This window comes from Chloroflexota bacterium (assembly GCA_013152435.1).
Classification (GTDB): Bacteria; Chloroflexota; Anaerolineae; order DUEN01; family DUEN01; genus DUEN01.
Map to the genome: position 1 here is coordinate 1 of JAADGJ010000056.1, position 25,302 is coordinate 25,302.

Annotated in this window: 21 protein-coding genes and 1 tRNA gene; 7 read left to right on the top strand and 15 right to left on the bottom strand. The window is 61.5% G+C overall.

Features of this window, described 5'->3' with window-relative positions:
• Window positions 1-278: 278 nt before the first annotated feature.
• Window positions 279-530, top strand: coding sequence for a type II toxin-antitoxin system RelE/ParE family toxin (locus GXP39_06900; GenBank protein ID NOZ27765.1), 252 nt, complete (start codon window positions 279-281; stop codon window positions 528-530).
• Window positions 531-538: 8 nt separating this feature from the next.
• Here GXP39_06900 and GXP39_06905 read toward each other — a convergent pair whose 3' ends face one another.
• From GXP39_06905 to GXP39_06970, 14 genes are all read right to left on the bottom strand, one after another.
• A complete protein-coding gene (locus GXP39_06905; protein NOZ27766.1) occupies window positions 539-739 on the bottom strand; it encodes a hypothetical protein in 201 nt (66 codons plus the stop codon).
• Window positions 736-1,374: a hypothetical protein gene (locus GXP39_06910; protein NOZ27767.1), complete on the bottom strand. Its 639-nt coding sequence runs from the start codon at window positions 1,372-1,374 to the stop codon at window positions 736-738. Before GXP39_06910 ends, GXP39_06905 begins: the two co-directional genes overlap by 4 nt.
• Before the next feature lie 2 nt (window positions 1,375-1,376).
• The gene (locus GXP39_06915) at window positions 1,377-1,664 is read right to left on the bottom strand and encodes a hypothetical protein (GenBank protein NOZ27768.1); all 288 of its coding nucleotides are present in this window, start codon (window positions 1,662-1,664) and stop codon (window positions 1,377-1,379) included.
• Window positions 1,664-2,461 carry a hypothetical protein gene (locus GXP39_06920; GenBank protein ID NOZ27769.1) on the bottom strand — a complete coding sequence of 266 codons (798 nt, stop codon included), beginning with the start codon at window positions 2,459-2,461 and terminating at the stop codon, window positions 1,664-1,666. Before GXP39_06920 ends, GXP39_06915 begins: the two co-directional genes overlap by 1 nt.
• 2 nt (window positions 2,462-2,463) lie before the next feature.
• Window positions 2,464-3,564, bottom strand: a complete 1,101-nt coding sequence (locus tag GXP39_06925; protein ID NOZ27770.1) for a hypothetical protein — start codon at window positions 3,562-3,564, stop codon at window positions 2,464-2,466.
• A complete protein-coding gene (locus GXP39_06930) occupies window positions 3,557-3,862 on the bottom strand; it encodes a hypothetical protein (GenBank protein NOZ27771.1) in 306 nt (101 codons plus the stop codon). Before GXP39_06930 ends, GXP39_06925 begins: the two co-directional genes overlap by 8 nt.
• 57 nt (window positions 3,863-3,919) lie before the next feature.
• The gene (locus tag GXP39_06935) at window positions 3,920-6,343 is read right to left on the bottom strand and encodes a hypothetical protein (GenBank protein ID NOZ27772.1); all 2,424 of its coding nucleotides are present in this window, start codon (window positions 6,341-6,343) and stop codon (window positions 3,920-3,922) included.
• An 89-nt stretch (window positions 6,344-6,432) separates the two neighbouring features.
• A complete protein-coding gene (locus GXP39_06940; protein ID NOZ27773.1) occupies window positions 6,433-8,646 on the bottom strand; it encodes a hypothetical protein in 2,214 nt (737 codons plus the stop codon).
• Entirely contained in the window at window positions 8,633-10,045 is a 1,413-nt protein-coding gene (locus GXP39_06945; protein ID NOZ27774.1) for a hypothetical protein, read from the bottom strand. The genes GXP39_06940 and GXP39_06945 overlap by 14 nt, the downstream gene beginning before the upstream one ends.
• 76 nt (window positions 10,046-10,121) lie before the next feature.
• A complete protein-coding gene (locus GXP39_06950; GenBank protein NOZ27775.1) occupies window positions 10,122-11,540 on the bottom strand; it encodes a hypothetical protein in 1,419 nt (472 codons plus the stop codon).
• A 45-nt stretch (window positions 11,541-11,585) separates the two neighbouring features.
• A complete protein-coding gene (locus tag GXP39_06955; GenBank protein ID NOZ27776.1) occupies window positions 11,586-12,023 on the bottom strand; it encodes a hypothetical protein in 438 nt (145 codons plus the stop codon).
• A gap of 2 nt (window positions 12,024-12,025) precedes the next feature.
• Window positions 12,026-12,412, bottom strand: coding sequence for a hypothetical protein (locus GXP39_06960; GenBank protein NOZ27777.1), 387 nt, complete (start codon window positions 12,410-12,412; stop codon window positions 12,026-12,028).
• 234 nt (window positions 12,413-12,646) lie between these two features.
• Window positions 12,647-13,558: a tyrosine-type recombinase/integrase gene (locus GXP39_06965; protein ID NOZ27778.1), complete on the bottom strand. Its 912-nt coding sequence runs from the start codon at window positions 13,556-13,558 to the stop codon at window positions 12,647-12,649.
• A 34-nt stretch (window positions 13,559-13,592) separates the two neighbouring features.
• A tRNA-Glu gene (locus GXP39_06970) sits at window positions 13,593-13,668 on the bottom strand.
• 141 nt (window positions 13,669-13,809) lie between these two features.
• Here GXP39_06970 and GXP39_06975 point away from each other — a divergent pair.
• Window positions 13,810-15,885, top strand: a complete 2,076-nt coding sequence (locus GXP39_06975; GenBank protein ID NOZ27779.1) for a TIGR03960 family B12-binding radical SAM protein — start codon at window positions 13,810-13,812, stop codon at window positions 15,883-15,885.
• Window positions 15,886-16,018: 133 nt separating this feature from the next.
• Window positions 16,019-18,202 (top strand): response regulator, encoded by a 2,184-nt coding sequence (locus tag GXP39_06980; protein ID NOZ27780.1) that lies wholly within the window; start codon window positions 16,019-16,021, stop codon window positions 18,200-18,202.
• Between the two features lie 107 nt (window positions 18,203-18,309).
• Here GXP39_06980 and GXP39_06985 read toward each other — a convergent pair whose 3' ends face one another.
• The gene (locus tag GXP39_06985; GenBank protein NOZ27781.1) at window positions 18,310-19,536 is read right to left on the bottom strand and encodes a response regulator; all 1,227 of its coding nucleotides are present in this window, start codon (window positions 19,534-19,536) and stop codon (window positions 18,310-18,312) included.
• 211 nt (window positions 19,537-19,747) lie between these two features.
• Between GXP39_06985 and GXP39_06990 the strand changes: the two genes are divergently transcribed.
• The 4 genes from GXP39_06990 to GXP39_07005 all read left to right on the top strand — a co-directional run bounded on the left by GXP39_06990 (window position 19,748) and on the right by GXP39_07005 (window position 24,984).
• Window positions 19,748-21,166: a sugar ABC transporter substrate-binding protein gene (locus tag GXP39_06990; protein NOZ27782.1), complete on the top strand. Its 1,419-nt coding sequence runs from the start codon at window positions 19,748-19,750 to the stop codon at window positions 21,164-21,166.
• A gap of 444 nt (window positions 21,167-21,610) precedes the next feature.
• Window positions 21,611-22,543 carry a sugar ABC transporter permease gene (locus GXP39_06995; GenBank protein ID NOZ27783.1) on the top strand — a complete coding sequence of 311 codons (933 nt, stop codon included), beginning with the start codon at window positions 21,611-21,613 and terminating at the stop codon, window positions 22,541-22,543.
• 26 nt (window positions 22,544-22,569) lie between these two features.
• A complete protein-coding gene (locus GXP39_07000) occupies window positions 22,570-23,448 on the top strand; it encodes a carbohydrate ABC transporter permease (protein ID NOZ27784.1) in 879 nt (292 codons plus the stop codon).
• Window positions 23,449-23,484: 36 nt separating this feature from the next.
• Complete coding sequence (locus GXP39_07005) at window positions 23,485-24,984, top strand: sulfatase-like hydrolase/transferase (protein NOZ27785.1); 1,500 nt, start codon at window positions 23,485-23,487, stop codon at window positions 24,982-24,984.
• Window positions 24,985-25,302 lie beyond the last annotated feature (318 nt).

The following is a 25,302-nucleotide window of genomic DNA, read 5'->3' on the forward strand; positions in this document are numbered from 1 at the left end:
CCTCTTGTGGTTTGTCACATGTCCCACATGGAAGCACCCGGTGACCGTTTCTGTCAAGATCCCTTTTTACACCACTTTATGAGACATTATCAAGGGGCCGATAGGCGGTCACCTACGACCGGCGTACAAATGAAAAGCACTCCGCGCTGGCACACGGGCCTGTGATTCTCACCCAATGTGGCTGGGGAACGTGCGTCCTGCTGAACATGGGCCAGTACAAGAATCTATTAGACGAGCTGGAGATCCTGGATGACACGGTGGACGCGAGGCTGAGTTTGATGCCGTACCGGCTTGGGGGCAAGCGTTCCGCCATGAGGGAGATGCGCCACCTGCATCCCGAGACGCGTGATCGGATACGACAGGAGGTGCGGAGCTGTCACAACCCAAGGCCACTTGGATGCTATCGGCTCAGGGGGGAAGGGCTATACGCCCTCCGGATCGGCGATTACTACATCATCTACGACGACGACGAACACCTGGTAACCATCCTGCGGGTAAAGCACAGGCGAGAAGCATACCGGAGCTTGTGATCAGCGTCTCACCCGAACAAGAACCGCATCAACGACGAACGTGTAGACGCGGCCGCCACCTCGATCCCCAAGGAAACCTCCAGGAACTTAGCGACTGCCGCCAACAGCGCTACGACCACCGGCACCCACTTGCTCTTGACGTACTTCTGAATCCACTCAGAGACCAGAAGCACAAGCGCAACCCACGCAGCACCTGGAAGCTCCATCATATCAAGCCCTCCCACGTCACCACAGCCCCATCACGTCCGGGTAACAAGCTGTTCAGCTTCATCCGATACGCCCGCTCGGCCCGGAACGTCGCCAGGCTCAATTGGTTCAGCATCAGCGTCGAAGCGTCCGGATTCTGCGCCTCTAACGCCTCCAGTTCCTGGGCCGCGGCCCAACGCACAAAGAGCACCAACAGCTCCAGGTGCGCGTCGGGCACGGTGATCACATCGGCGTCATCGTCCGGGTAAGCGTGATCCGCAAGGTACCGCACCCGGATCGTTTCCCCCGCCGATGGCTTCATGCCCAGGATCAACGTATCGCCGATCATGTCGTAGTAGCACCCGCCCCAGAAGCCGGATCCCAAGCGGGACCTGCGGCGCAGGTATGAGGGCGGATCTTCGCCCGCCGGATACTCAACCGACAAGACGCCCCTGGGATGATACGTCGAGAGATCATATTCCCGCTGACCAGTGACCGCCGGGACATCGATCGAGAGCTCCCGCGGGAAGTAATTGGAGTAGTCGGCGATGGCGTCGTTGATCCACTGATTGAGTTGCAGATCGCCCCAGGTATAGGGGGCGGCCAGATCACCCAACCGCCGTCGACAAAGGGCGTTGAGATCCGCACGTGTCGTCATCGCTACGTCCCCACCACGATTAGGGAGACATCGCAGTCCCCCGCGTCTACCGTCAGCCCGGTCGAGAAGCGCAAAGGGAACCCCTCCGGGAACTCTAGGTCGGCGATCCCTCCCGCCGGGACGTGGAGCCGGAACAGCACGGACGCCGAAACATTGCTCCCGTCATGCAGCGCCACCGGACGGGATCCTCCGCCACTGGCGATGATCTTCAGAACCGATCCCCGGCCGGCGTGGATCGTCTTCACAGATCCGGCCGGAACGAAGCTACCCACCCCGGCATAAGTCGCCATCAGATCGTTGCGTCCTCCGTGTAACTCACCAGGCCGGAGACATTCGGATGGATCGAGCCGTTCACCAGACACGCGGCGATCACAACGCTCACCGCCAGCGCCGCGTCGATCGCGTACGTCCCCGAAGCCTTGCGAAAGATCGATTGCAACAGCTTCGCCTCCACCGGCGCGCCGGTGAATTGGAGCGCCGGCCCGTCCGGCGATGCGTTCTCCACCACCGATCGCACCACGTGCAACGTGCCGTTGGAGACCTCCACGGCCGGCTCAGACGCGGCCCCCGCGATCGTGTGATACCGTCGCAGGATCGAGTCATAGACCCTCGCCATCCCGGCCGAGAGCGCCAACGCCGACCCGCCGGCCTGGACCTCCGACCCCAAGACCTCGACCACGCCACCGGAGACATTCAGCCCGTCCACGCCTGGATCATCGTTCTCGATGATCACGTGCCGCAGCCGCAGCGTGCCCATGTTGACCTCCACGATCGGAGACGCATCCCCCGCGATGCGCAGATTCGCCAGCGTACACGTCGCCCCGTTCAGGATCGCCGACGCCCCATTGACGTTGATGTACGCCGCTCTGTTTGGCGCCAGGCCCGCGACGTGGACGTAGTCATACAGCGTCAACGACTCCTGATAGCTGCCGGGGGCGACCAGGACCAACCACGGATTCACAGCGGTTGGTCCCTGCCCGTAAGCGGCATTGATCGCCGCCTGGATCGTCGTGTAATCGCCGTTGCCCAACGCATCGACGACCAGCACCCGCCCAGGCGTGCCCCCTGCGCCTTGTAGAACTCGCATCTCTAGAACGTCCAGCTCACGTCGGTATCCACGACGTTGCCCGAGCCGACCGCATCCGTGCAGTCGGTGGCCTCGGTGATCGGCGAGATGTTCGTGACGTTGTTGGCTGTTCTCACCGTCGTCCCGGCGACACACGTGACGGCGCCGGCTGCGGTCCCATGCCCGATGAGCAGAGATCCGTAGATATGAGCGGTGCCGGTGTTATCGGGGAAAATATCCACAGCCGCCGCATTGCCGCCTGGAGCGGACGAGACGCGGGAGTCATAGAGATACAAAGTAGTGCCGCCGGAGAGCCGAACGCCGGGATAGGATGTGGACCCGGTCTGAACGATCACGTCCGAGTCATAAAGCCAGGCTTTCACCCCGGTGGCTCCAAGGAGCAGGCCAAAGTTCGCGTCCGATCCAGGCCCACTGAGGATCCGGGTACGGTAAGCATGGAACTGAGCGCCGCCGTATATCTCCATGCCCACACCGGGGGCCCCGCCGGCGCCGTCTGCCCCGCCCTGGATCAGACTGTTGTAGACGGTGACGTTCGCGCTGGAATCCAGATAAAGGCCGTCGCCTCCACCATCGCCGGAATCATCGTCGCCGCCATAAAGGGTTACATCCCGCAAGATGGCCGTGGCGTTGTTGTAGATCTCCATTCCAGGATTGAGCGCACCGCCGGCGGTCCACGTTCCCCCGATGATCTCCGCCTCGGTCGCAGCGCCCACAATCTGCAACGTGGTGCCATACGTTGCCGTGGCACGCGCATCGCGGGCGTAGATCGTGAGAGATTTATCGACCACGACGCTGGTCACGACGTGAGAGCCAGGCAACAGCCAGATCAGATCCCCACTGGACGCTCCGGAGACCGCGGCGGAAAGCGTGGAATAATCACAGCCGTCGCCACAGACAGTGATGATGTGATCGTTCAACGCGGAGATGTCCACGCTCTCGTCCGGGAGGCTGACCGCCCCGGTCACCTCCAGGCCGCTCAAATGCGTAATACCCTGCACGCCAAACGGCATGCCCAGATCGGAGCGCTCCGGCCGGACGCTGATCGTGCAGCCGATCAGAGCAATCAGGACGAGAACGATGAGAAGCAGATGTCGGTTACGCATTTTGTGCCCCCAATGCCTTTCGAATCTGAGCCAGGCGGAATGGCCCGATGCCGTCCACCGCCAGCAGGTCGTCGTCGCTTGCAGATCGCACGAGATCGGGCGCCTCGTACCCGGCATCAACCAGCAGATCGATCACGACCGGCGGGAGCCCGCCCCAGTCCTCAAAGAACGTCCCGGCATCATCGCTGACCACCAGTCGGATCACTTCCACATCGCGGCGCAGCTCCGCAACCTGCTGCCGCAGACCACGGACCGCATCCGCCAGCACCTGATCGAAGCAAGTTGCCAGATCATCCATCACGCACCTCACGCAATACGCAATACGCAATACGCAACACGCACTACGCAATACACCTTACGCCACGTTATGCTTGTACAGCCCCCGCCAATCCATCGGCCCGGTGGCGAAGAAGAATCGCACCTTGACCGGCATCACGTCGTTCGTGAACATCAGGCCAGAGGTCGGCGAAGCCACGGAGAAGATCTCCGGCGTCTGACCGTAGCGGAAGCCCAGGCCGATCGTCGGGTACAGGTTCGGGTCTGCCACGGCCGCCCAGTCGTTGGCATCGGTCCAAAAGTCCACCACGATCACCCGGCGCGTGGCCGCCTGGAGCCGAGCGTCATGGCTCGCGCCCTGCGCCCACGGGTTCTCATCGTTGTCCGCCGTCCCCGGCTGCCCCTCGGACATCAGGATCGTCAGGGCGTCGCCCTCCAGGTCCGGCGGGACGAGCAAGAACTTCGGCACCACCAGCCCGCCCAGCCGCTCGCCGGAATTCAACTCCGTCTGCTTCCGCATCGCGGCCCGAGTCGCCGTCCAGGCCGAGTAGGATAGCGCCGAGGCCCCCAGGTTGTTGTGAGCCGCATGGAACAGCGCGTTGCCGTCGCTCATCGTCGGCCCAACACCGCCGCCCGCCGTGAAGATGCTGGCAATTGCCCTACCAAGCGACAGCCAGGCAGCCTGAGCCAAAGCCTTCGGAGCCTGCCGCAGCCGTCGGGTGTCGTCCTTGTCGATCGCCTCCAGCGTGATTCCCAGGTAGCCGCCCTTCTTCACCCAGTCCGCCGTCTCGGTCTGATCATCCCAGGTCATCTCAGTGTATGCCGCGCCCTCGGCCACCGTCGGCAGCTCGCCGATCCCGCCCAGCGTGATCCACTTAATCTGTTGCAGGCTGTTGAAGTTCTCAACCCGGACGATCGGCTCCCACCATCGCGGATACTGCTGGAACTGATTGACCACCACCTTGTTGAGCGCGTTGGCAACCATCCCGGCCATCGTTGTGCTGGTCACGTTCGCCAGATACACGTTCTCCGGCTGGAACAAACCACGCATTTCGTAGTCACCCGAGAGCAGCGTGTACAGCTCCCGGATGCCAGACAGCGGCCGAATGCCGTCATTCGGCCGGCGGCCTTCGAGCAAGGCCAGGAAAGCCTCCTCGATCTGTTCCAGGCTGGTCGTCATGCCTCGAATGCCAGCGTTCGGCACCAGGTCACGCACCACGTCATCTTCACGCAGAGCGGCCCACACCTGTCGCTGGGACTCGATCGCCGCCTCCAAGTCGGCGGGCGCCCAGTCCTCAGGCAGCGACCGACGCACATTCTCGTGGAACGCCTCGGGCAGTCCGCTGGCCGCCAGGCGAGCGCTCAGCAGCGCCTCACGCTGCGCCGCCAGGAACGCCTCCACCCGAGCGGCAACTTGCTTATCCGCACCTGGTACTTGCTGTTCCTTCTGTGCAGTCATGACCTTCTCTCCTTGCTGCTCTTCTTCCTTCTGTGCCTGTTCCCGATCTTCCATGCCCTCCTCCATCCGCCCTCCGCTCCTCGCCCCCTGCTCCCCGCTAACAGCTAACTGCTGGCTGCTAACGGCTATCTGCTGACCGCTATCCGCTTCACGCTCCCCGCCTAGCGGCCCCACAGCCGCCATGATGCGTTTCAACTCCCCACCCGCCGCCGGGCGGAAGACGGCGTCCAGCTGCTCCACGCTCACAATGTCCATGACCTCGCGCAAGCCGTCCTCGCGCTCATCGCCGACCAGAACCCAGGGCACCGCGGACAGGCCCACATCCGGCGCCGGCTTGTCCTGCTCTTTGAGCCGGATCAACTCATCCGCCAGCCTGCCGAACCACTCGGCCGCCGGCGTGCTCAGCAGGTGATAATCGCCGACGATCGCCTGCTCCTCGTCGTCCCACCGGGCGTTGTCGAAGATTCCCAACAGGAGCTGCAACGCTGGGTGACCATGATTCCCCGGATTCTGCATCGGCGGATTCAGGAACGAGGCCAGCCCGTTGAACTTGTGAGCGTTGCGTTTCAGCACCTCAGGCGACGCATACAGCCCATGACCCTTCCACTCCCCGGGCCGGATCGCCACAGCCTGATACGTACGTCCTGGCTTCACCTCCAGGGCGCCCGCGTCCAGCGCCACCCGCACCGGTCCGCCCACGACCGATTCACCAGGGCTCAAGGATTGCTCACGGCGCTTCGGCAAAGCTCGCTCCAGCGCCTGGATCGCCGCTTCCTTGTCCTTCGCCTCGATTGCCTTACTCGCGTCCTTCAACGCGTTCTCCTGCGTGGACTTCGGAGGCGAGTATCCATAGTCCTGCTCTTTCGGCTCCGGATATCCGTATCCCTCCAGCGCGGCCATCGCATCGCGCACATGCTTGGCCGCTTTGTCCCAGTCCTCCGACTTCACGGCCTGGATCGCCGCTTCCACTTCCTTGCGCAGCCGATCCTGCGCCAGCTGCACGCTGATCGCCTGTTCCTCTCGCTCCTCAGCCAAAACATCCATCGCCCTCACTCCTTACGCATTACGTTTTACGCTTCACGTTTTACGCTTTACGCCTTGCGCACCACGCAATACGCTCCACGCAACACTCCTCACGCCCCCCGCTCCACATCCACCCTCCGCGGCCTTTCGCCCGGCTTCCCCCAGATCAGCCACTGCTGCCCCTTGCGGCGCAGCTCGGCGACCACATCCTCAAGCTCGTGCGTCTCCGCGTACGGCCGTTGATCATCCGGCTTCGAGATCAGCCACACCCGCCCCTGATCTCCAACAGGCGCATACTGAATCAGGTAACGTCCCTTGAGCCTGGATCCGTGCAGGAAGATCTCAAAGAAATGCTCTCGCCAGACTCCCACCTCATACGTGCCATGATCCACTTCAAAGAACTTCGCCCAGGACCTCGAGGCGCTCCCCACGTCGCCGGGCGCCGACACATACGGCCTGCGCCGGGCCACCATCAGCCATGCCGTCGGCTGGTGCAGCTTGAACGTGCCCTGGAGCTTGTCATCCGGCGGCAATGCGGGCAGATCCCGGCCGCCTCGCAGATCAGCCACACGCCCCAGGAACACGGTGAAACCCCACAACGCCTTACCGAACGAGCAGCGCAAATCGCCATGCACGCTGTTGTCGGTCTGGAGGAGCGCCGCCTCATCCAGCCTTGCCTCATCCTCACTGAGCCCGCGCCAGTGGTGATGATAGACGAACTCCCCACGTCCAGAGGCTGGGAACGACTCGTGCCAGTGCTCACGCCAGAACGCCGCCGCTCGTTCCTCCCGCGTGTCTTCACGCAGATCGGCGAGCTTCACTTCACGCTTGTATACGTGGCCCCGCTTCGCCAGGTCGATCGCCTGCGCCACCGTGTACGCCGGCCGGCTTTCATCCGGACCCACGGGCGTCGGCTTGCCCCAAAAGAGCGCAGGCCGGCCGTTCACTTCGCCGTCGATCAATTCCTCGATCCTGACGTTCAGCGTGTCCCCAACTTTCGCCAAGTCATCACGAGTCACAAACGTGTTGCCGAGATCAAGGTACTTGTGCCCCTCAAACTCGGTCACGTTGGAATAGCGCTCCGGCGGCTCCCGCAGCCCGCACCGGTAGACGTGCCCGTTCTTGCGCTGGATCACGTCCAACACGATGCACTTGATCTCGAAGGCCGTCTTCAACTTCGCCGCCGTGTCCGTGGACCCGAAGTGATACGGCGCATCGGCTTGGCGAACGAAAAGCCCCTCGCTCAGCTCATGGCTTGCCGCCCAGCGCCCCACAACCTCCAATCTCTCCTTGCTGGTGACCGGGCGCTGTTCAAGAACCGTGAAATAGCGCTCAGGAAGTTCTAAGGACTGTAATCGCCTGTAACGATCATCAAATGGCTCCGTGTGAATCTCAGCGACATCAACGACCAGCAGGTCATACAGCCACCAGTGCGGCTCAGCTTCGATCCGCCCAGCCAGCGCCCCGGCCAGTTGCGTCCGAGCCAGCCACTCATCACCTCGCCGCGCCGTGAACTCCCCTTCCAGGACCACGCCTTCCGGGAACCGAATGTCGAACGTCCGCGCCCGATCGCTGTCCTCAAACCGAGCATGGAGCTTCTCATCCTCGCCCCACAGCACCGTGCGAAAGCCGTCGATCTTCGCGCTGCCCAGGAGCTTGTGGCCCTGCGCAAGCTTCCTCTTTGCCCACGCGTCCCACAGCTCACCCGTCGAGAAAAATTCGGTGTAGCCCGCCATGCTCGGCTTCATCACCCGATACCGCCGCGGATCCAGCGCGGCCAGATGCGCCGGGAGCCCAGGCCGCCGCAACAGCACCAGGTCATACAGCGCCACGCTCTCCCCGTGCGGCCCCTGCGGATTGTCAATGAAGTGCAGGAGGCCCCGCTTCTCCGGATCCAGCGCCTTACGCAGCGGCAGATGCACGTTGTCCGAGCCGATCAAAAAGTGACCTCGATCATCCCGCTCGGCCCGGAGCAACACATCCACGTCGTGCCCGTCCTGGTAGCCCTGGGCTGCCGTGCTTCCGACGATCGCTACAAAGCCATCAATCACGAGCAGCTTTTCAGGCAGCGTGGAGAGATCCAGCGCTAGCCTCGCTCGATCCAGGCCGTCATGCTCGTTGTGGTGCATCCCCCGCCGCCGCATCTCCTCGACCAAGAACCGGTGAGCGTTCACCAGATCCTCACGGGTTAGCCCGCCGGCCGATTCTTCCGTGTTTCCCTCAAAGTGCAGACCCCAGAGTTGGTGGACACGGTGATGCAGGTTCAGGACCTCATCGTTCGGCACGTCCTGCAACGTCTCAGGGCTTATCTCATGAATGCGCACCGTTCGCTCCCAATCGCACCAACTCCGGCAGCTCGCCGCTAACTCGTTGCCTCGCTGATTCGTTGTCTTGCTGACTCGTTGCCTCGCTGACTCGCTGAATCGCCGATTCCTTCAGCAGCTTTTCCAGGTCCTCATCACTCAGCGTCTCGCCGGCGAACTTCATCACCAACCGCAGCGCATAGCGCCGGAAGTCATCGCCAGTTATGCCCAGCTTTCGTAGATCGGTCAGCGTCTCAACCATCGCACGTGCCGCTATCGCCAGCTCCCGATTGTCGCTGGGCGAGATATCCGGCAACCCGACCCGCACATCTTCGATCGTCGCCCGCCGCCCCCGCACCAGGCCAAAGGCCACGGCCCGGTTATATGCGGTGACCACGATGTCGGCGAGCACGAAGCCGAAATACGCCTGCCGCCGTGTCAGGAAGCGCCACCGCTGCTCGCTCATCGCCTTAGCCGTTGCCAGGTTCGCCGTTTCACTCTCGCCGAAATCGACCAGCCCGATCCCCGGCCCCCCGGCCGCGATCATCCATCGCAGCGCCCGGCCATCGTTAGCGGCGTCATTCGCGTGCAGCATCGGCGAGATCGGCTTCCACTGCTCCGCTTCATCGTGAATGATGAGCGACCCCGAACGCGGCGGCGTGCGGTACTGCTCCCGCTTCGCCTTGACCATGCCCGAAGGCACCGTCACGTCCCACAGAAAAACATGCGTCCCCGCGTTCAGCCGTACCCGATCTTCCAGCCACTTGCTGTATCGCTGTAGCCAGAGAAGGATCGGGGCAAGGTCCGACTCGCCTCGCAGCGCCCCCACCGGTCGATTGACGGCATAGTGCAGCATCACCGGCTCTGGATCATCCACAACACGCCATATATCCGGGTGAGCCGCCCCCTTCCACCAGGTCCCATCCGGCTTCTCGTAACTGCCCACCTCGTGATACTGCAACTCCGTCTCGTAATCCCCCGGCTTCCACTCGATCCGATCAATGCGTGAGGCCGGCATAAGCCGTAGGTAGCTCATCCCATCCGCCGGGTTCAGGAACAGCACCGGGAACAACTCCCCAGACCGGCTCAGCTCAGCACACATCTCCGCTTGTCGCAGCATGAGCCGATTCTTTGGATGAGCGACAAAGCGCCGGATATAGCGGGCCAGCGGCCGGTAATCGCTGGACAAGGTAATGCCATCGGCCACCACGTAGGACGTGATAAGTCCGATGATCCGCCGGGCCAGCGGATTGGAACGCCACGCTTCGAGCGCATCCGAAAACTCTTTGCTCAGCTTGCCCCAATCTTTGTCTAGGTCATTGCCGGCTGAGAACGCGGGAACAAGCCCATCGTCATCACGACTGACGGGCACCGCACTCACTTTCGCCAGCCACGCTACGAATCGCTGCCAGACATTCACTTCACGCTCTCCGCTCCACGCGCCACGCAATACGCAACACGCAATACGCAACACACCTCACGCCTTACCCCTACACTCACTCCCCAAGCAAATCTGGCGCCTCAACCACCACCGACTCAGCATCCCCCGATCGCCACTTCAACGCAGCCAGTGCCAACACGAACGAATCCGCCCGATCATCGTGCTCACCCTCCGGCGCTCGCAGCGTCGCCCCCTCGATGCTCGCCAGTTGCGCCAAGGTCTCCGGTGAGCGAATCGTGACCGATCCATCTCGGAAGCAGTCGGCCGCGTGATCGTACATCAGCGCCTTGCCTTTCGTGTTGCTGAGCCACCCTTCTTTGCCATCGTGCCCCTTGAGCCGCCGCACGTTCGGAGCGTTGTCCCGCAGCCACAGGAGCACTGCATGTCCGTGATTGTTCCGCTCCACCAGCACGCCGGCGCCGTTGTAGTGCTCGGCCAACGACGCCAGGTGCGCCGCAAACACGGCCGGCTCGAATTTCCCGGCCAGCGACGCCACCTCCGCCCAATCCTCGGCATCCAGAACAGTCGCCGCCGAGTCATCGCTAGTCGGGTTCCCCTCCGCCGGATCCGCCCCGATCACGTACGCCCGCCCAGCCCTTGGCATCTCGTACACGCTCAGCCCTGGGATCGCGAATCCTTCGCCCGCCGCTCCTCGCTCTACGTAACACGCCCGCAACCAGGCGAACGGAAACCGCTTATCGGACGTCCTCGCTGCCAGCGCTTCTTCATCCGTCGCCGGGTATTCCTGATACAGCGCATCCAGCGAGCCATCCCGTGCCTCAATGTCCCGCTTCTGCGCCTCGTACCATGCCACATCTCGATCCGGCCGCGCCGACCAGGGCAGGAAGATCGGGAGCCATTCGCTCTCGCCACGCCGGGCCGCCCGATAGATCCGCTTGAAGACCGATTGAGGCTTTGCCTTGTCTGCCGTGCTCAGCAGGATCAGGCGGCCGCCGGCGTCGATCGTCGGCTTGACCGCGTTCAACAAGTCCTGTAGATCCGGCGCAAAGTCTGCCTCATCCACGATCGCAAGCGTCGCCGTGTAGCTCCGCCCGCCCGTTGTCGGGAACGCCAGCGCCGCCGAGCCGTTAGACAACCGCCACTCGTGACCGCTGTCCTTGGTCACCGCCCGGCACCGCAGGAACCCAGGCAGCCGCTCATACATCCCCTTCAGCCGGAAGTCGAGCAGATGCACGGCCTCATCGTCCCGCTTGCTGAAGAACAGCACCGTCGCCGCCGGCCGGAACTGCATCAGCCACAGCGCAAAGCCCACGGACAGCCAGCTAAGCCCGAGCTGCCGGGCTTTCAGCACGACGACCAGTCGATTGTCAAGGAACCGTTGCAGCACCCCATATTGCGCAGGCCACAGCCTGAATCGAATCCAATCGCGCTCATGCGCGTCGTAAACGTAGCCATACGTGTCCAGAAAGTAGGCCGGCGACAACGCACATTTCAACCACTCCCTGCGCTCCACACCCTACGCCTCACGCAACACGTAACACGTAACACGCAACACGTTCTACACTTCGCTCTCCCCATTCCCCGCTTCCCACCCCACACCCAACCTCTCCCTTTCCCACCGCTCCAGATCCTCAACCGCCCCGGCGTAGTCGTCAGCCGTAAACTGCACATCTCCCTTCACTTCCACCGCCTGACGCTCGACCAGCCGACCTCGCACTTGCAGGAGCAGCTTCGCCGCCCCAACCGCCGCGGCGTCCTTGTCGGAAAGCGCCACATCCACCAGGTGCCCGAGGACCTCCGGCAGCCGATCATCGACCTCCGTCCCGACCAGCCGCCACACCTCGTCCCAAAGCTCCTCGTCCTGCTCCCACCGCCGCAGTGTGCGATCAGTGACGCCCAGGAACTCGGCCCACTCGCGTTTCGTCTTCGGCACCCGATGTGGCCTCGGCGTCGCCAGCCACGCCGCGTGCTTCTTCTTTTCGGGGCTTAGTGCCATTGTCACTTGATCAAGTGCAGCAGTAGCGAGGTTACCGCCGCGCCGCCGACCAGAACCTGCGAAAGCGAAATCCAATACACCATCCGCTCCAACTTGCCCAGGCGTCCGTTGCGGATAGCCCGCTGCAGCTCGGAGACCTGCTCCTGAAGCACGGCCAGGCGAACATCCACTGACGCGGTGCCCCGGCGGGTGAACGAGGCCGTGGTCGCACCGGATACGCGCTCCGTGGAGGCCTCCACCGCCTCGCGGCGCAAAGCCTCGATCTCCCGCTTTGCGAACGCGATCTGATTCAACAGATGGACCGGAGCATCACCGCCGTAGCTGGCCCGCTTCACCTCCAGATGGTGCAGCGTCTGTCGCCACGCCTCGATCAGATCGTCGTTGCCCACAAAAAAGCCCCACGCCGCAGAGTTTTCCCCCTCCCCGCGACGTGGGGCACGTGCAAAGTGAGTATCAAGTTCGTTTAGCTGAATATAACAAACGTTTGTCGGGTTGTCAAGAGGTTAGTTTGGCTTCCTTTTGCATTTCACACTTGCGCAACCGGAACAAATGTGCTATTCTGCGATCAGCGTGGGGTACACGCCGCGGGCGCTGGTGGTCCCCCTCCCCCGCCACCAGCGCCCTCATAGCCGATCCAGCGGTGACTTGTATAATTCCTTCACGTCCACGGCTGCTAGCTTCACATACATCCGGGTCACAGTCATATCCTTATGACCGAGCAGATACTGCAGCGAATAAGGATCACCTCCGCCGCGTAGATAGAAAACTGCAAACGTGTGCCTGAACCGGTGAGGATAGCATCGAGCGACGCCGGCGCGCTTTCCAATCCGTCGGACAAGGCGACTGGCGACCCGACGGTCGAAAGCGCGCAGGTTCTGAGTCACGAAGAGGTTCGGTACATCGCACGACGGTCTCATCATTAGCCAACGCCACAACGCCATCTTGCACCGTTCTCCTATCACCACGGTTCGTGCCGTGTTGCCCTTCCCGACAATTCGGATCTGTCCAGATTGGAGATCGACGGCATCTACGGGTACAGAACATAGCTCCGAGATGCGCAGTCCGGCGTCGAGAAGCAAGCAGATCATAGCGTAGTCGCGATCTGCGTGACGGCCCTGTCGCGCTGTCTCAAGGATACGTTGTATCTCACTGATCGAGAAGGGCTCAGGCTGCCAGGTATTCCGAGGACGCTTAAGCTTGGCCGCCGGATCGGATTCCAGGAATCCCTCAGCAACGCACCAGGCAAAGAAAGCCTTGATTTTTGCAATCCGTTGATCTCGCGTTGCATCCGCGTAGTTGGAAATCATGGAAGCTGCCCATCGTTGGAGATGCACCGGCGTTATCTGTCGAGCATCTTTGATGCATTCAGGGGGCAGGGATCGAAGGAGCTGTTTAAAAGCGCGTTGATACGTCTCCAGGGTGGTTTTGCTTACCCCGGATGCCCGGCGCGACAACATGAATCCGTCGATCAATACAGGAAGGGCTGTGGCATTTGCCTCATGAAAAAGGGGACCAAACTCATCAAAAAAGGACACGGCCCACCTCCTTTTGAAGAGGGCCGTGCCCAGTTGGTGGCCCATACGGGACTCGAACCCGTGTCTCAGCCTTGAGAGGGCTGCATCCTAGGCCGCTAGACGAATGGGCCACACAGCGAGGGGATTTTACCTAGAACGATAAGTTTTGTCAAATCGATCTCCAGCCTGGTATAATGATTCCATCTAAGGCGGGTTCAAACCCCGCCCCGGCACCCCCGCCGGGAAGATGAGTAGAGGAGTGGTTTATGTCTATGTTGCGCACCCCGGAGGAGATCACCAGGGCGTTAGATCGCGTCCTGTATCAGGTCCAGAAGCCGGCGCGCTATATCGGCGGCGAGTGGAACAGCGTTGTCAAGGACTGGGAGCGAACGGCCTATAAGGTCGCGCTGGCCTTCCCGGACATCTATGAGTTGGGTATGTCCAATCTCGGGTTGGCCATCCTCTACGATATCGTCAACCGCCAGCCGGACATGCTGGCCGAGCGCGTCTACGCGCCGTGGACGGATATGGAGGCCGTCATGCGGCGTGAGGGCATCCCTCTCTACTCCCTGGAGACGCGCCACCCTCTGATCGACTTCGACATCGTCGGCTTCAGCCTCCCTTACGAGCAGCTCTACACCAACGTGCTCAACATGTTCGATCTGGCGGGTATCCCGATCCGCTCAGTCGACCGCACGCTGGAGCATCCTCTCATCATCGCCGGCGGCAGCGCCACGTACAATCCCGAGCCCATGCACGCCTTCATCGACGCGTTCGTCATCGGCGAGGGGGAGGAGGTGATCCTGGATGTCATCCGGGCCTACGGTGCCTGGCGATCCGAGCTCGAGGCGCGCCGGACGGAGTGGGCGGGCCTGGATCGTGAGGCGCGTGAGGCATTGCTCCGCCGCCTGGCTCTCGTTCCCGGCGTGTATGTCCCCGCGTTCTACGAGGTGTCCTACAACCCGGATGGCACCATCGCGGAGGTGCGCCCCACCCGGCCAGAGGCCCAGTTCCCGGTGGTCAAGCGCATCGTGCCCGTGCTGCCGCCGCCCGTGACCCGCTTCGTCGTCCCCTATATCGATGTGACCCACAATCGGGGAGCCATTGAGATCCACCGGGGGTGTACACGCGGCTGTCGCTTCTGCCATGCGGGCGTGGTCTATCGCCCCGTGCGGGAGCGTCCGGTCGACGAGATCCTCGACGCCGTGGAAGAGATCGTTCGCGAGTGTGGGTTCGAGGAGATCTCCTTCCTCTCCCTCTCCTCCAGCGACTATACCCATATCGATGAGTTGGTGCGGCGGTTCGTGGAGCGATACCGCGATCGTGGGGTCTCCATCGGCCTGCCCAGCCTGCGTATCGAATCCTTCAGCGTAGAGCTGATGGATATGCTGGAGAGAGGACGCCGACGCTCCGGGTTCACCTTCGCCCCGGAGGCGGCTACCGACCGGCTGCGCGATGTGATCAATAAGCCCATCGCCACCGAGGCGCTGCTGCGCGTGGCCGAGGAGGTGTACTCGCGTGGGTGGACCACCATCAAGCTCTATTTCATGATCGGCCATCCCACCCAGACCATGGAGGACGTGAAGGCGATCGCCGATCTGTCGTGGGAGGTGATGAGGATCGGGCGTCGGGTGATCGGAGGCAAGGCGAAGGTGCGCGTCAGCGTATCCACATTGGTGCCCAAGCCGCACACGCCGTTCCAGTGGATTCCTATGGAGGGCGAGGAGACCATTCGGGACCAGATCGCGTATCTGCAGAAGCGGCTGCGCGGCCGCGGGTTCCATTTCAACTGGAACGACCCCCGGGAGACGCTGATGGAGGCGTTTCTCAGCCGGGGCGACCGCCGCCTGGCCGACGTCATCGAGCGGGCCTGGCGGTTGGGCGCCAAATTTGATGCCTGGCAGGACCACTTCCGGGATGATGCCTGGATGCGGGCCTTCGCCGAGCACGGTTTGGATCCCGACTGGTATGCCCGTCGAGAGCGATCGATCGGTGAGACCCTGCCCTGGGATCACATCAGCACAGGTGTGAAAAAGACCTTCCTGATCGAGGAGTATCGGCACAGCCTGCAGGGGGCGGTCATCGATGACTGTCGTGAGCATTGCTTCTCCTGTGGGATCCTGGCCCAGTTCAGGGAGCTGCGGCGCCGGGTGCCGGACGAGGCGTGGGGATGTCCCCCCTTGGGGCGGGGAAAGCGACGCCAACCTGTGGATGTCCATCCTGTTCCGCTGTATTATAATGAGGAGATGTCTCCCGACCTGGCGGAGAGGGCCGGGCCACGTGTGCCTCAGCGTGCGGGTCGGGTTCTCACGGGCGAGGATGGGCACGAGGAAGCGACGGTGACGTGACGGCGGTTCGCTGCCCGGCGGTCTTGATGGGCGTAACTCCCCTGGAAACTGTCGAGCGGTAGGCGGGGAGCGCCCTCTGCTTCTCGTGCGGATCATCTGGCTCTCGTGGGTTTTCTGCTCTTCGGAGGCCGATATGGTGCGGACGATCTGGGAGCACATGTTTACCTACGCTGGCGACCTCGTCAACCTGGAGGACCTGCGCGGCCAGCTGACGGCTCGGCTGGCGCTGCTGTTGATGGGGGCCAGCGGCCTGGCGGCGTGGCTGACGCTGCCCAGCGCCCCCTTCCCCCTGGTCGCGTTTTGTTTGTTCCTCGCCGTGTTTGGGTTGGGGATAGGCGTGCGGGTGTTGAGCCGCTCGCACGCGACGCTGGCGCGCCATCTGCTGGTGTGGGGACTCCTGGCCGAGCTGCTGCTCGCCATGTGGCTGTCCTTTGACCCCTGGGTGCCCTTCTTCGGGCTGATCCTGGCCTTTATCAGCGCGATGTTGGTGGCGGGCAGCGGGCTGGCGACGGCGGGCATCGTCGTGGGCGCGGCGGCGTGGTGGACATACGAGGGCGTGCGCGCCTATCCGCTGCTCGAGTTATTCGCCGGACTGATGCTGAGCGCGGCCGTGGGATGGCTGGTGATGCGTACGCTGTACACCGCGCTGCAATGGGCGTGGAACATGCAGAAGCGGGCGGACCAGCTCCTGGAGATGGCGCGGGATCGCCAGGTGGAACTGGGTCGTGCCCTGAAGTCGCTGGAGTGGGCCAATGCGATTCAGCGTCGCACCCAGCGTGAGCTGGCGGTGGCGCGACGGCAGGCGGAGGAGGCGCGGCGGATGAAGGAGCAGTTTGCCGCCAACATCAGCCACGAGCTGCGCACGCCGCTCAATCTGATCCTGGGCTTCAGCGAGCTCATGTATCTCTCGCCCGAGGTGTACGGTGACATGCAATGGCCGCCAACCCTGCGCCGGGACGTTTACCAGATCTATCGCAGCAGCCGTCATCTGCTGGAGATGATCGACGACATCCTCGACCTCTCCCGGTTCGAGATGGTGGGATTTACCCTCAACAAGGAGCCCACGCCGTTGGAGCCGCTGCTGCGAGGAGCGGTGGAGATCGCTCGGGATCTCTTCCGGGGACGCCCCGTTCGCCTGGAGGTGGAGATCGCCCGGGATCTGCCCGTGCTGGAGATCGACCGCACCCGCATCCGCCAGGTGCTGCTCAACCTGCTCAATAACGCACAGCGTTTTACCGAGGAGGGTACGGTGCGGTTGGAGGCGAGGCAGTCGGACGGCGAGGTGCTGATCAGCGTCAGCGACACGGGCCCGGGCATTCCAGCGGATAAGCTGCCGTACATCTTCGACGAATTCTATCAGGTCGATCACTCCCTGCGTCGCAGTCACGGGGGGGCCGGGCTGGGCCTGGCGATCTGTAAGCGGTTCGTGCAGGCGCATGACGGGCGCATCTGGGTGGAGAGCCAGGAGGGGGTCGGATCCACCTTCTTCTTCACCCTGCCCATTCCGGGGCGGTATTTGCCCGCCTCGGATCTGCATGCCGAGCACCCGGTGGAGCCTCCCTGGCCTGACCCCCGTCCCCGCATTCTGGTGTTGGACCCTGACCCGGCCGTGGCGGCCATGATACGTCGCCATGTTGCGGGTTACGATGTCGTGCAGGTGGAGGATACGGATCGGCTGGCGGAAGAGGTGCTGATCCATCACCCGAGGGCGGTGATCCGCAACGTGCCGCCCGGGGGACGGCGTAGCTCCGATGGTATCACGAACGCCCCCGTCCCTTTGATCGAGTGCTCTCTGCCCAGCCGGGCGTGGGTGGCTCGCGATCTGGCGGTGGCGGCCTGCCTGACCAAGCCGATCACGGGCCAGCAGCTCCTGGCGGAGATCGAGCGCCTGGGCGACGTCCGGGAGGTGCTGGTTGTGGATGATGATCGAGGTTTCTGCCAGTTGGTGGATCGGATGTTGAGAACGGCGGGTCGCACTTTTGACGTGCGCCACGCTTATGACGGCGAGAGTGGGTTATCGGCCATGCGTGCGCGGCGACCCGATCTCGTGCTGCTGGATCTGGTCATGCCGGGCGTGGATGGGTTTGGCGTGTTAGAGAAGATGCGGCAGGATCCCGCGTTGGTGGAGATCCCCGTGGTGTTGTTGACGGCTACCAGCTATGCCGAGGATGCCCTGGCGCAGCGCGGCGGTCAGGTGGTCATCTATCGTCCGGATGGGCTACGCCCGGTCGAGATCCTGCGTTGTCTGGAGGCCGTGATCGGGGTGTTGGAGCCGCGTTATGATGAGCGGTCGGTGCCGGAGGAGGCGATGGGATGATGTAATTGGTGTTGCGTATTGCGTGTTACGTGTCACGTGTTGCGTGTTGCGTATTGCGTGTTGCATCGTGGCTCCCCGCTTCCCATTCTCCGCTTTCTGCTCGGCGCTTATACCACCCCAAGCTCCCGTAGCGCGTTCAGGACGTCATCCCGGCGGACGGGCTTCGCCAGGAAGAGAGAGGCACCCAGCGAGTAGGCCAGCTCCGGGTCATTAAAGACGGAGCAGACGATGACCGGAATGGCGGATGTCTGTGGACGCGTGCGCAGCATTTGCAGCACCTCCCAGCCATCCATTTCCGGCATCATCACGTCCAGCACGATGGCGTCAGGGTTCAGCTCCTGTGCCAGCTGTAGCCCCTCCCGGCCGCTGGCGGCTGCCACCACCCGGCAGGCATGGCCGGTGAGATAGCGCTCCAGGAGTTCCACCAATCCCTCGTTGTCGTCGATCACCAGCACGGTAGGGCCGTAAACGGACATATGAAGGGCGATGGAGCATCCGGTCTCTGGATGGCGCGTCTCCTCCAGATCCCAGCCTTGCTTCTCGATCAATTGGGTGATCGCGGCCGGAGGGGTGGATCTCATCGCGCCATGGGCGGGCGTATAGCTCAACCGAAGGGTAGCCCTCTCCTCCCCTGTCGCCAGTACGCCCTCGATCACTCCGCCCTGGGCTTGCTGCACGGCATAGCTCAGCAGGCCGGTCAGGATCTGCTGAGCGACGGTGGGATCGGCCGAGATGACGAACTGTTCCGTAGGGGCGTGGATCTGGAGGCGGATATGGCGCTGTTGGGCGAGCCGCTCCACGGCCTTACAAGCTCGCTGCAGGAGACGGCGCGCGTCGATGGGGCGAGGGTGGGGCTCCAGCCGCCCCATCTCCGCCTGGAGCGAGGAGAGGTGAACGGCACGGGGCTCCTGGGGGGCTTGCTGAAAGTAGCGGGCCCATAGGACGGCTGCGACGCTCTCCTCCGCGCGGCGGAGATCCCGATACGCTTGGCGTAGGGAGACTCCTAGCTCGCGTGCGGTTTCCTGGATCGTGATCCCTTCGACGTAGTGGAGGTGGAGCAGGTTGTACAGACGAGCATGGGGCGCGCGGAAAGGGACACTCGGGCCAGGGTTCAGCGTCTCGATGGCGTTGATCAGCTCTCGTCGCAGGAGCTGGCCGGCCGTCTCGCTCGCACGCTCGGCCGCGTGGGCCAACTGTTGAGCCAACGGGTGGCTTTGAAGACGTGGGAAGTCATATAAATGTGCCAGCGCCTGTCTCACCTGCTCGATGACATTCGCCGGCGGGACCGCGGACTCTGATAGCGCCGGATCGTCGTGGCTCATTGGCTTGCTCATCGTACAAAGTGGCATCCAAGTGACATGTATTTGGCAAAAATAGGATGGACTTAGGAAGAGAGCGAACGGTATACTGGAGTGACCCAAATGATTATACCACAATCTATCGTCAGATTCTGTCTGTCTACCGATCGGCCCTCATGGTTGTCAGTTGCAGGGGATCAGCGCACCCCAACAGTCCATCCTCACGATGCCGAAAGGAGGTCAGGAGATGAGCGCAGAGACACGAATGAGCCGACGGGATTTCTTGCGCCTTTCAGCGGTTGGCATTGCCGGCGCCGCCTTGGCGGCTTGTCAACCTGCCGCGCCGGCGTCCAAAGCGCCGGGCGGAGGGGAGGTGCCGAAGGCCGCCGAGGAGAAGATCCGCATCGTATATCAGGACCGTGGAGGTGAGGCCTTCCCGAAGGCTTGGGAGTGGTCTAAGGAGAAGTTCGCAGAGCTCCATCCGGAGATCGAGGTCCAGTTTAACCCGCAGCCAGACGGCTGGATTGAGAAGCTTTTAGCTCAGTTTGTCGCTGGCACGGCGCCTGACCTCTTCAACGGATGGGGGGATAACCTGCCCATGTTCGCCCAGAAAGGGCAATGTCTCGATCTCCGTCCGTATGTGGAGATGGATCTCTCGACGGAGATCATCAATGACTGGGTTCCGAATCAGCTCATGTCCTTCGTGTGGCCGGATATATGGTATGCTATCCCCCAGTACTGCGGCAACCTGGTCCTCTTCTGGAACAAGGACATCTTCGACGAGATGGGGGTGGAGTATCCGCCTCAGAGCTGGGATGATGCTTGGGACCACGATAAGTATACGGAGGTTCTCAAGAAGCTCACGAAGAAGGAAGGGGATCGGATTGTCCACTGGGGCGGGTGGATCGGCTACTGGTACTCCGGGAAGACCGAGATCCGGCTTGCGGATTTCGGCGGCGGGGCCGTGGACCCGGACGATTGGACGCGATGTGCGCTGGATGATCCTCCCAACCAGGAGGCCCTGGAGTGGATTCGCGCCCGGATGTACGACGACAACACCATCGTCCGGCCGGATATGGTAGAGCAATTCGGAAGTGTCACCTCATTCGCCCCCGGTAAGGCAGCCATGGCGGAGGAGGGCTCCTGGGTGTTGGAGCGCCTTGTGAAGGCCGAGCCGCAGTTCACCTGGGACGTCGCCCCGCTTCCCAAGGGTCCGGTGAATCACACGACGATCAACACGACGGACGGTTGGGCCATCTGGAAGGGGAGCAAGCATCCCGATGCCGCCTGGAAGCTGATGACGTTCCTCATCACGAAGGATTACGCCCTGGCCATGGCCAGAGCCCAGGGGCTACAGCCGGCACGGCGTTCCTTCCTCCCGGATTGGATCCGGATCATGCGGGAAACCTTCCCGGCGCTGGAGAATGTGAGACTGGAAGTCTGGCAGGAGGCGATGGATAAGAACCTGGGCATCATCTGGCCGTACTTCCCCGATCACGCTGCGGCCAAGGAGATCCTGGTGCCAGCATATGACAGCGTCTTCGTAAGTCAGGAAGCTGGCGTGGAAGCCATCGCCAAGGCGGCCAAGGAGGTGACGAAGGTCGAGCGGGAGAAGTTCCCTGACCTCCAGGGGACCAAGCCGCCTTACGCGACCAAGAATTGGTAAAAAACCAATCGGATAGGAGGCAAGGGACATCATCGCGCTCCCCCAGATGATGACCTTGCCTCCTGTGCTTGAGAGTCGTACTTGTGCCTCAATACCTGCTGGTGAGTAATGGGCGGCGGGTGCCTGAAAGGCGATAGGACTCCTCTGAGAGCGTGTCTGAGAAATGCCGTTGTCTGCTACGGGGAGGCTCGGGGAGGCGGAGCCCCTCCGGAAAAGCCCATCTTCCGTCTTTGATCTGCCCGATCTCGGCCCAGATCCCTGCGGGAAGGGCTGAGAAAGGCAGGTGCAGGCCGGAAAGGTGGGATTTCCGGGGAGGGGAGATCTCCTTCACACCTTCCCCTGTGGAGCTGGTAGCTGAGGGAGCCCTCAGACACTGCACCGGTGACCTTCTGACACGCTCTGGGTTACCGGGCAACTCATCCAAAGACACAATGGGGTTGGGAAATGACATCTGGAGAGGGGATTCGACAGGCCCGATGGAAACTCCACCTGAAACCCAGCACGATGGAAGCGATCGTGGGATATTTGTGCATATCCCCATGGATCATAGGCTTTCTCGTATTCACCTTGGGGGCGATGCTCGCCTCTCTCGGTATTAGCTTTCTTCGCACGGATATGCTCACAGAAACCAGATTTGTGGGCTTGGACAATTACAGGAAGATGATCAGCGATTCGTTGGTCCGTAAATCGCTGATCAACACCGCTTACTATAGCTTCGCTATGGTCCCGCTGGGCACGATTATCGCCTTGCTCATTGCCCTGCTCTTGAACCAAGGGGTGAAGCTGCAGGGCACCTTCCGCACGATTTACTATCTGCCCTCTATCGTCTCCGGGGTGGCTGTTGCCGTCCTGTGGGCGTGGCTTTACAACCCAGAGCTCGGGCTGATCAACGCCGTGCTGGCTAAATTCGGCATTCAAGGGCCTCGATGGATCTATTCGACGCGATGGGCTATGCCTTCGATGATCATCATGTCCCTCTGGGGAGCCGGCGGCAGCATGCTGATCTTTCTTGCCGGATTGCAGAGCATTCCCACGATGTTGTACGAGGCTGCCACGATCGATGGAGCCGGCCCATGGCGTCGATTTTGGCATATCACGCTTCCGCTGTTGACCCCCACCATCTTCTTCAGCGTCGTCATGAGGATTATCGGGTCATGGCAGATCTTTACGCAGGCGTATGTGATGACCGCAGGAGGGCCTAACAATGCGACCCTCACGGTCGTGCTGTACCTCTACCGGAAGGCGTTTGAGCAGTTCCACTTTGGATATGCTTCCGCGATCGCGTGGGTGCTGTTTTTCATCATCCTTGGATTCACCTTGCTTATCTTTAAGAGCTCGGAATTGTGGGTGTTCTATGAAAGCGAAGTGAAGAAGTAAAAGGTTCGTTGAGGGAGGAGATGCTCATGACTGTGGCATATTCCATGGCTCGCTCTTGGCAGCGATTTAGAGCCAATCCATCTCGGATCTTATTGCGGGTCTTGCTTTATATCCTGCTCGTCATTGGGGCTGTCATCTTTGCCATGCCTTTCGTTTGGATGGTGCGCACCTCGGTCATGCCGGGTTGGCAGGCTTATGCTTTCCCTCCCCAATGGATACCCGCACGGATCGATTGGAGCAATTGGAGACGGCCTTGGGAGGACTATCCATTTGCGTTGTTCTTCAGGAACTCCGCCTTCTACGCCATAGGCAATGTCACCGGCAGCGTCATATCGACATCCATAGCTGCTTATGCGTTTGCTCGGCTGAAATTCCGGGGACGTGATGTCCTGTTCATCATGGTGCTGAGCACGATGATGTTACCTTTCCAGGTCACCCTGATCCCTCAGTATGTGCTTTTCACAAAGCTGGGATGGGTGAACACCTACAAACCTCTGATCGTGCCGGCGTGGCTTGCGGCAAGTGGTTTCAACATCTTCCTGTTCAGACAATACTACATGACGATCCCGAGGGATCTGGACGAGGCGGCGAAGATCGATGGGTGTAGCCTCTTTGGGATATATTGGCGGATCCTCCTGCCTTTGAGTATGCCGGCCTTTGGCGTTGTGGCTATCCAGCAATTTACCTTTGCCTGGAACAACTTCATGGGCCCCCTGATTTACCTAAACCATCAGGAGAAGTTCACTGTGTCCCTCGCCCTTCGGCTATTCCAAACCCATTACACCCTTGATATGCAAGCACTGATGGCGGCGACGATCGTGGCATTGATCCCGGTGATTACGCTGTTTTTCATCGCACAGCGCTATTTCGTCCAGGGTATCGTGATCACCGGCGTCAAGGGATAAGGGCCGAGCGCCTTCAGAACCTAGGGGGTAAAGACGATGCGAATTCTATACCTGGACCTCGACACCTTGCGACCGGATCATCTGGGATGCTATGGGTATCATCGTGAGACCTCGCCGAACATCGATTGGATTGCCTCTCAGGGAGTCCGATTTGAGAATTGCTACGTCTCCGACGCTCCCTGCTTGCCATCACGGGCTTCCGCCTTTACAGGGCGCTTCGGGATCCACACGGGCGTTGTGGGACATGGAGGCACGGCGGCGGATCTTCGCATTGAGGGGGCTTCCCGCAGGTTTACGAATAATCCGGATCGCTGGCCGTGGATGATGGCCTTGCGTCAAGCTGGTATCTACACGGCTTCCATCAGCCCGTATGCGGAACGCCATGGGGCATGGTGGTTCTATCATGGCTTCCGGGAGATGTTTAACCCGGGCAAGCGCGGCATGGAACGCGCGGATGAGGTCGCCCCTTATGCCCTACGTTGGATAGAGCAGAACGGCAAACGTGACAATTGGTTCCTCCAGCTGAACTTCTGGGACCCTCATACTCCCTATCGAACCCCGATCACTTTCGGGAATCCTTTCGCGGACGACCCCATACCGGATTGGATAACCGATGAGATCATCGAGGCCCATTACCACAGCTACGGCCCGCATAGTGCTCATGATCCCGCGGGTTATGGCCCCTTTGATCCCAAGCGATGGGCCCAGTCCTTGCGTGTTCCCGAGGAGGTCCTGGCCCGCTTCGAGACGCTCCCTTCCGAGATCAGAAACCGGGAGGACTTCCGTAAGTGGATTGACGGGTATGACATTGGGATCCGCTACATGGATGACTATATCGGTAAGGTTCTTGAGGCGCTCGATGCCCAGGGGGTGCTGGACGAAACCGTGATCATCGTGAGCTCCGACCACGGGGAGAATCAGGGTGAGCTGAATGTGTATGGAGACCACCAGACGGCGGACCACATTACTTCCCGTGTGCCTTTGATCGTGCGTTGGCCCGGCCTGACAGAGCAGCGTGTGGACCATGCTCTTCATTATCAGACGGATTGGGCGGCTACAGTGCTTGAGTTAGTGGGCGCGCCAATTCCCCCCTTATGGGATGGGGTCAGCTTCGCCTCCGCTTTCCGTAGGGGTGAGGAGGCCGGACGTGACTGCCTCGTGGTCAGCCAGTGTGCGTGGAGCTGTCAGCGGTCGGTGCGTGTGGGACCCTGGTTGATGATCCGAACCTACCATGATGGGCTGAAGGACTTCCCGCCCATCATGTTGTTCAACGTGGAGGAGGATCCCCATGAGACGACGAACCTGGCCGATCAGCGCCCTGACGTGGTGAATGAATGTCTCCGGCTCCTGGATGAGTGGCATGCTCAGATGATGAACACCTCGTTGGATGATACGGATCCGATGTGGACGGTCATCCGTGAAGGAGGTCCCTTCCACACTCGCGGACATTTGGAATCCTACGCTCAGCGACTGCGTGAGACCGGACGGGAACATCATGCGGAGGCACTGTTAGCGCGACACGGTTCGGAGGGATGAGCGCGAGTTGAGCTGCCTGTTGCCTGTTGGCAGGGCACGAGGGTCGTGCTTGTCTTCGCTGTTCGTGGATCGCCAGGGGATCGGCTCCTGGTGTAAATATTGGCGATGCTCGCCATCTCGGCGATGCCTGAGCCAGTGCGAAGAAGGAGAGGGTGTACCGGGCCCTTTTGTGTTCGCTCGCTATCAGTTTCCCGGCAAACAGCCGCTCTTCTATGCTTTTATCAGCTTGATGATGGTGCCGGGCGTCTTGACCTTAGCTCCGCGCTTCATCCTGGTTCGCAACCTGGGATTGCTGAACCATCCACTTGCCCTTATCCT

Excerpts from the sequence above, each read along its gene's own strand:
- GXP39_07005 (NOZ27785.1), top strand. The coding sequence starts at position 23,485 with ATGCGAATTCTATACCTGGACCTCGACACCTTGCGACCGGATCATCTG.
- GXP39_07000 (NOZ27784.1), top strand. The coding sequence starts at position 22,570 with ATGACTGTGGCATATTCCATGGCTCGCTCTTGGCAGCGATTTAGAGCC.
- GXP39_06975 (NOZ27779.1), top strand. The coding sequence starts at position 13,810 with ATGTTGCGCACCCCGGAGGAGATCACCAGGGCGTTAGATCGCGTCCTG.
- GXP39_06930 (NOZ27771.1), bottom strand. The coding sequence starts at position 3,862 with ATGGATGATCTGGCAACTTGCTTCGATCAGGTGCTGGCGGATGCGGTC.
- GXP39_06915 (NOZ27768.1), bottom strand. The coding sequence starts at position 1,664 with ATGGCGACTTATGCCGGGGTGGGTAGCTTCGTTCCGGCCGGATCTGTG.
- GXP39_06990 (NOZ27782.1), top strand. The coding sequence starts at position 19,748 with ATGAGCGCAGAGACACGAATGAGCCGACGGGATTTCTTGCGCCTTTCA.
- GXP39_06925 (NOZ27770.1), bottom strand. The coding sequence starts at position 3,564 with ATGCGTAACCGACATCTGCTTCTCATCGTTCTCGTCCTGATTGCTCTG.
- GXP39_06980 (NOZ27780.1), top strand. The coding sequence starts at position 16,019 with ATGGTGCGGACGATCTGGGAGCACATGTTTACCTACGCTGGCGACCTC.
- GXP39_06995 (NOZ27783.1), top strand. The coding sequence starts at position 21,611 with ATGACATCTGGAGAGGGGATTCGACAGGCCCGATGGAAACTCCACCTG.
- GXP39_06935 (NOZ27772.1), bottom strand. The coding sequence starts at position 6,343 with ATGGATGTTTTGGCTGAGGAGCGAGAGGAACAGGCGATCAGCGTGCAG.
- GXP39_06920 (NOZ27769.1), bottom strand. The coding sequence starts at position 2,461 with ATGCGAGTTCTACAAGGCGCAGGGGGCACGCCTGGGCGGGTGCTGGTC.
- GXP39_06900 (NOZ27765.1), top strand. The coding sequence starts at position 279 with ATGCCGTACCGGCTTGGGGGCAAGCGTTCCGCCATGAGGGAGATGCGC.
- GXP39_06910 (NOZ27767.1), bottom strand. The coding sequence starts at position 1,374 with ATGACGACACGTGCGGATCTCAACGCCCTTTGTCGACGGCGGTTGGGT.
- GXP39_06955 (NOZ27776.1), bottom strand. The coding sequence starts at position 12,023 with ATGGCACTAAGCCCCGAAAAGAAGAAGCACGCGGCGTGGCTGGCGACG.
- GXP39_06905 (NOZ27766.1), bottom strand. The coding sequence starts at position 739 with ATGATGGAGCTTCCAGGTGCTGCGTGGGTTGCGCTTGTGCTTCTGGTC.
- GXP39_06985 (NOZ27781.1), bottom strand. The coding sequence starts at position 19,536 with ATGAGCAAGCCAATGAGCCACGACGATCCGGCGCTATCAGAGTCCGCG.